Below are 5,784 nucleotides of genomic sequence, written 5' to 3'. Positions count from 1 at the left end.
CTCGACCTACGGCAAGGTGGAAGGCGCCAGCTTGCTCGACTGGCCGATCACGCTGGCCGAGATGGAACCCTACTACACCAAGGCCGAAGCCAAGATGGGCGTCACCGGCACCAATGACTGGCCAAGACTGCCGGGCAACAACAACTTCAAGGTGCTGAAGGCCGGCGCCGACAAGCTCGGCTACAAGGAATGCCACACCGGCAACATGGCCATCAACTCGGTCCAGCGCGACGACCGCAACTCCTGCCAGCAGACAGGCTTCTGCTTCCAGGGCTGCGAGTGGGGCGCCAAATGGTCGACGCTTTACACCGAGATCCCCAAGGGTGAGGCGACTGGCCATCTCGAGGTGCGGCCGAATTCGATGGCGATCAAGATCAACCACGACGCCAGCGGAAAGGTGACCGGCGTCGTCTATGCCGACAAGGACGGCAAGCTGCAGGAGCAGAAGGCGCGCATCGTCGCCGTCGCCGGCAACTCGATCGAGAGCCCGCGGCTGCTGCTCAACTCGCAATCGGCCAAGTTCCCGCACGGGCTCGCCAATTCCTCGGGGCAGGTGGGCAGGAACTATATGCGCCACACAACCGGCTCGGTCTACGCCATCTTCGACAAGCCGGTGCACATGTATCGCGGCACCACCATGGCCGGCATCATCCGCGACGAGGCGCGCCACGACCCTTCGCGCGGTTTCGTCGGTGGCTATGAGATGGAGACGCTGTCGCTCGGCCTGCCATTCATGGCGGCCTTCCTCAACCCGGGCGGCTGGGGCCGCTCCTTCACCACGGCGCTCGACCACTACGACCACATGGCGGGCCTGTGGATCGTCGGCGAGGACATGCCGCGGCCGGAAAACCGCATCACGCTGCACAAGGACGAAAAGGACGAGCACGGCATGCCGATCGCCGACGTCCATTTCGACGATCACGCCAACGACACGGCGATGCGCGATCATGCCTACAAGCAGGGTCAGGCGCTGTACGCGGCGGTTGGCGCGACGCGGACCTTCCCGACGCCGCCCTATCCCTCGACCCACAATCTCGGCACCAACCGGATGAGCGAGAAGGCGGTCGACGGCGTCGTCAACAAGCATGGCCAGGCGCACGACATCAAAAACCTGTTCGTGTCCGACGGCAGCCAGTTCACCACCGGCGGCGCCGAGAACCCGACGCTGACCATCGTCTCGCTCGCCATCCGTCAGGCCGATTACATTGCCGGACAGATGTCGGCGAAGAGCATCTGAACACGCCCTCCCGGCAGCCTGCGCGGAGCTTTCCCGGCTCCGCGCTTTTTTGCGAAAGGGTAGATTATCCCCTGGTGCAGGTTGAGGCGGTGAAAGCTCCGTCGGGCTGCTTCATGATGATATCGAAGGACGGGCTGTCAGGCCCGTCCAGCGTCGCCTGAGTCATGGAGACGGAGTTGCCGCCGCTGGTGTAACCGCCCAGTGGACCCAGCCAGTTGATCTCGCCATTGGCATTCATCTGATAGTTGTAGCCTTGCGGCGCGGTGCCGAAAGTGACCGGGCCGCTATAGACATTGCCCTTGATGGTGATGTCGCCGAGGTTGAGGAAGGCGCCGAGCAGGTAGACCTCGCAATGGTAGATCCCGTCGGGCATCTTGCCGTCGGTGAAGTCGGCGCGGGCGGCTCCGGTTGCGGCAAGCAATAGCAAGATGCTGAAAATGCTGGAGATACGGGAGGTCATGGCATCGCTCGGTTCGAAGCTGACCTTGCCCTATTTCCCCGCTGCACCGCAACCTGCCGCGTGCCGCAATTCGACGCGGCAGGCTCAAAAAATGGGCATGGATCCCATTTGGGCAAAATATAGGCAGCATTGCGCGATTTTGCCTCATTTGAACGATCCGGACTTCGTTACATGTTGGGCAGCTAATATCGTAACTCACTGATAAGGCTCGGATATCCGGCTGTCTTGCCCGCTTTTCCTGGATTGGCATGGTGGTTGCATAGCTCTGTTGCGACGCAAAACAACCAGAATGGGAGTGTGCAATATGAGGGGTAACTTCTCGACAATAACAAAAATGTTTTCGGCTGGCGTGCTCGCCGCCGGTCTGCTGACGGCGCCTGCAAAGGCGGCCGACGACACGATCAAGGTCGGCATCCTCCATTCGCTGTCGGGGACCATGGCGATTTCGGAGACGACGCTGAAGGACGTCATGCTGATGCTGATCGAGGAGCAGAACGCCAAGGGCGGCCTGCTCGGCAAGAAGCTCGAGGCCGTCGTCGTCGATCCGGCGTCCAACTGGCCGCTGTTCGCCGAAAAGGCGCGCGAGCTGATCTCCAAGGACAAGGTCGCGGCCGTGTTCGGCTGCTGGACCTCGGTGTCGCGCAAGTCGGTGCTGCCGGTGTTCTCGGAACTCGACAACATCCTGTTCTATCCGGTCCAGTATGAGGGCGAGGAGAGCGAGCGCAACGTCTTCTACACCGGTGCCGCTCCAAACCAGCAGGCCATCCCGGCCGTCGACTACCTGATGAGCGAGGACGGCGGCTCGGTGAAGCGCTGGGTGCTTGAAGGCACCGACTACGTCTATCCGCGCACCACCAACAAAATCCTCGAAGCTTATCTGAAGGCGAAGGGCGTGCCGGCCGAGGACATCATGGTCAACTACACGCCGTTCGGCTTCTCCGACTGGCAGACCGAGGTCTCGGCGATCAAGAAGTTCGGCTCGGCCGGCAAGAAGACGGCCGTCGTCTCGACCGTCAACGGCGACGCCAACGTTCCCTTCTACAAGGAGCTCGGCAACCAGGGCATCAAGGCCGAGGACATCCCGGTCATGGCCTTCTCGGTCGGCGAGGAAGAGCTGGCCGGCCTCGACACCGGTCCGCTGGTCGGCCATCTCGCCGCCTGGAACTATTTCGAGAGCGTCGATACGCCCGAGAACAAGAAGTTCATCGACGACTGGCACAAGTTCATCAAGAACGACAAGCGCACCACCAACGACCCGATGGAAGCCCACTATATCGGCTTCAATATGTGGGTGAAGGCGGTCGAGAAGGCCGGCACCACCGATCCGGACAAGGTCATCGACGCTATGGTCGGCGTCTCGGTGCCGAACCTGACCGGCGGCTATTCGACCATGATGCCGAACCATCACATCACCAAGCCGGTGCTGATCGGCGAGATCCAGGCCGACGGCCAGTTCGAGACCGTCTCGCAGACGCCGGGCCTGGTGATGGGCGACGAATGGTCCGACTTCCTGCCTGACTCCAAGGACCTGATCTCGGATTGGCGCGCGCCTCTGTCCTGCGGCAACTTCAACGTTGCCACTGGCAAGTGCGGCGGCAAGGGAACCAACTGATCCTCCCGGGTCTGATCGGTCGTGGTTCTCTCCACGGCCAGGACCGCGAAGCGTCCGGGCGAACTCCTCCTCCAGTCCGCCCGGACGCGCAATTCCAGCCCCAGACGAGTATCTGAACGGATGATCCTGTTGCGCGCTCTCGGCCTCACGCTGTTGTTTCTGATGGCAAGTTTGTTGCCGTCGAACGCCGAAGCCGACCTGCGCGCCATCATCGCCAAATTCGCCACCGGCACCAGCTTCTCGGCCACCGAGGCCGTGGTGCGCGAGCTTGCCGCCACCGGCGACCCTGCGGTCGAGCTGCCGCTTTCGGCGCTCGCCGACGGCAATCTCTACATCCGCAAGGCCGACTCCCAGGTCTTCGTCGGCAAGGACGCCGGCGACGGCATCGACCTGCTCGATCCTCTGAGCGGCGAGAAATCAGCCACTGCCGCCAAGGCCGATCTCACCAAGATCAAGGTCAACAACGGCTTGCGCCGCATCATCCGCGACGCGCTCGGCACGCTGACGCTGCGCGCCAAGGACCCGGCCGTGCGGATTGCAGCCGCCGCGACCATGTTCAAGACGCCGGACGCGGCGAACATCGAACCGCTCGATGCCGCCATCACCGCCGAGACGGAGCCGGCCGTCATGGCGCTGTTCGATCAGGCCCGCGCGGCATCGGTTCTGGTTTCGGACAAACCCGAGGCCGACAAGCTTGCCGCGATCTCGGTGATTGCCGCGCGCGGCGACCGCGACGCGCTATCGCTGCTCACCTCGGTCGAGGCGAGTTCCGGAGGCGCGGTCAAGGGCGCGGCCTCGTCCGCGATCGGCGCCATCAATTCAACGCTGGCGCTGTGGGATGCAGGCCAGAACATCTGGTACGGCATTTCTCTGGGTTCGGTGCTGCTGCTCGCGGCCATCGGCCTTGCCATCACCTTCGGCGTCATGGGCGTCATCAACATGGCACATGGCGAGATGGTCATGCTCGGCGCCTACACCACCTTCGTCGTCCAGCAGGTGATCCGCACGTCCTTTCCGGAACTGTTCGACTGGTCGCTGGTCATCGCGCTGCCGCTCGCTTTCCTGGTCGCAGCGCTCGTCGGCCTCGCCATCGAGCGCGGCGTCATCCGCCTCCTCTATGGCCGGCCGCTGGAAACGCTTCTGGCCACCTGGGGCATCTCGCTGGTTTTGCAGCAGGCCGTGCGCACCATCTTCGGGCCGACCAACCAGGAGGTCGGCAATCCATCCTGGATGTCGGGCTCGTTCGACGTCGGCCAACTGGCCATCACCTGGAACAGGCTGTGGATCCTGGTCTTCGCGCTCCTGGTGTTTGGCGTGCTGCTCTACGTCATGAAGCACACACCCTGGGGCCTGCGCATGCGCGCCGTCACCGCCAACCGCCGCATGGCCGCTTCCATGGGCATCAGGACGCCCTGGGTCGACGCGCTGACCTTCGCGCTCGGCTCCGGCATTGCCGGCATCGCCGGTGTCGCGCTCAGCCAGATCGACAACGTCTCGCCCAATCTCGGACGCGGCTACATCATCGACAGCTTCATGGTCGTCGTCTTCGGCGGTGTCGGCAATCTGTGGGGTACGCTGGTCGGCGCCTTTTCGCTCGGCATCGTCAACAAGTTCCTCGAACCTTATGCCGGCGCCGTGCTCGGCAAGATCGTCGTGCTGGTGCTGATCATCCTGTTCATCCAGAAGCGTCCGCGCGGCCTGTTCGCGCTGAAGGGCCGGGCGGTGGAAGCATGATCACGCAACGCTTCTTCGGCGCCGATCGCCGCATCGCCAGCACCGTTCTCATCCTGTTCGCGGCGGCGATCATCGTGCCGCTGCTCAATCTCGCGGTGTCGCCGTCGAGCGCGTTCTACATTCCGCCTTACATCGTAGCGCTGGTTGGCAAATATCTCTGCTATGCGCTGCTCGCGCTCGCGCTCGACCTCGTCTGGGGCTATTGCGGCATCCTCTCGCTCGGTCACGGCGCCTTCTTCGCGCTCGGCGGCTATGCGATGGGCATGTACCTGATGCGCCAGATCGGCTCGCGCGGCGTCTACGGCAATCCTATCCTGCCGGACTTCATGGTGTTCCTGAACTACAAGGAACTGCCGTGGTTCTGGTACGGTTTCGACCATTTCTGGTTCGCAGCAACGATGGTGCTGGCCGCGCCAGGCCTGCTCGCCTTCGTTTTCGGCTGGTTCGCCTTCCACAGCCGCGTCACCGGCGTCTATCTGTCGATCATCACCCAGGCGATGACCTATGCGCTGCTGCTCGCCTTCTTCCGCAACGACATGGGTTTCGGCGGCAACAACGGCCTGACCGACTTCAAGGACATTCTCGGATTCAACGTGCAGGCCGACGCAACGCGCTCGGCGCTGTTCGCGGCCAGTGCCGTGACCCTGGCGCTTGCCGTTCTCCTGACCTCGGCGATCGTGCGCTCGAAGTACGGCAAGCTCCTGATGGCGGTGCGCGATGCCGAAAGCCGCACCCGCTTCC

Annotated in this window: 4 protein-coding genes and 1 pseudogene; 4 read left to right on the top strand and 1 reads right to left on the bottom strand. The window is 63.1% G+C overall.

The annotated features are described in order from the left end of the window. On the top strand, positions 1-1,237 hold a 1,237-nt coding region (locus EN781_RS23610), incomplete at its 5' end, for a GMC family oxidoreductase (protein ID WP_145965595.1). A gap of 64 nt (positions 1,238-1,301) precedes the next feature. Here EN781_RS23610 and EN781_RS23605 read toward each other — a convergent pair. After that, positions 1,302-1,697 (bottom strand): hypothetical protein, encoded by a 396-nt coding sequence (locus EN781_RS23605; protein WP_126054764.1) that lies wholly within the window; start codon positions 1,695-1,697, stop codon positions 1,302-1,304. A gap of 304 nt (positions 1,698-2,001) precedes the next feature. Between EN781_RS23605 and urtA the strand changes: the two genes are divergently transcribed. From urtA to EN781_RS23590, 3 genes and pseudogenes are all read left to right on the top strand, one after another. Beyond that, on the top strand, positions 2,002-3,309 hold the full coding sequence (gene urtA, locus EN781_RS23600; protein WP_126054763.1) for an urea ABC transporter substrate-binding protein: 1,308 nt from the start codon (positions 2,002-2,004) through the stop codon (positions 3,307-3,309). 120 nt (positions 3,310-3,429) lie between these two features. Then, positions 3,430-5,043, top strand: a complete 1,614-nt coding sequence (gene urtB / locus EN781_RS23595) for an urea ABC transporter permease subunit UrtB (protein ID WP_126054762.1) — start codon at positions 3,430-3,432, stop codon at positions 5,041-5,043. Continuing rightward, positions 5,040-5,784 (top strand): annotated as a pseudogene (locus EN781_RS23590) (urea ABC transporter permease subunit UrtC); the annotation flags it as partial. The gene urtB and the pseudogene EN781_RS23590, both read left to right, overlap by 4 nt.

This window comes from Mesorhizobium sp. M4A.F.Ca.ET.090.04.2.1 (assembly GCF_003999085.1).
In the GTDB taxonomy this organism is placed as follows: Bacteria; Pseudomonadota; Alphaproteobacteria; order Rhizobiales; family Rhizobiaceae; genus Mesorhizobium.
The sequence above is the reverse complement of the archived record's forward strand: the minus strand, read 5'-3'. Positions and strand labels throughout refer to the sequence as shown.

Bases quoted from the DNA above. Each gene is read 5' to 3' on its own strand.
- EN781_RS23605 (WP_126054764.1), bottom strand. From the start codon at position 1,697: ATGACCTCCCGTATCTCCAGCATTTTCAGCATCTTGCTATTGCTTGCC.
- urtA (WP_126054763.1), top strand. From the start codon at position 2,002: ATGAGGGGTAACTTCTCGACAATAACAAAAATGTTTTCGGCTGGCGTG.
- urtB (WP_126054762.1), top strand. From the start codon at position 3,430: ATGATCCTGTTGCGCGCTCTCGGCCTCACGCTGTTGTTTCTGATGGCA.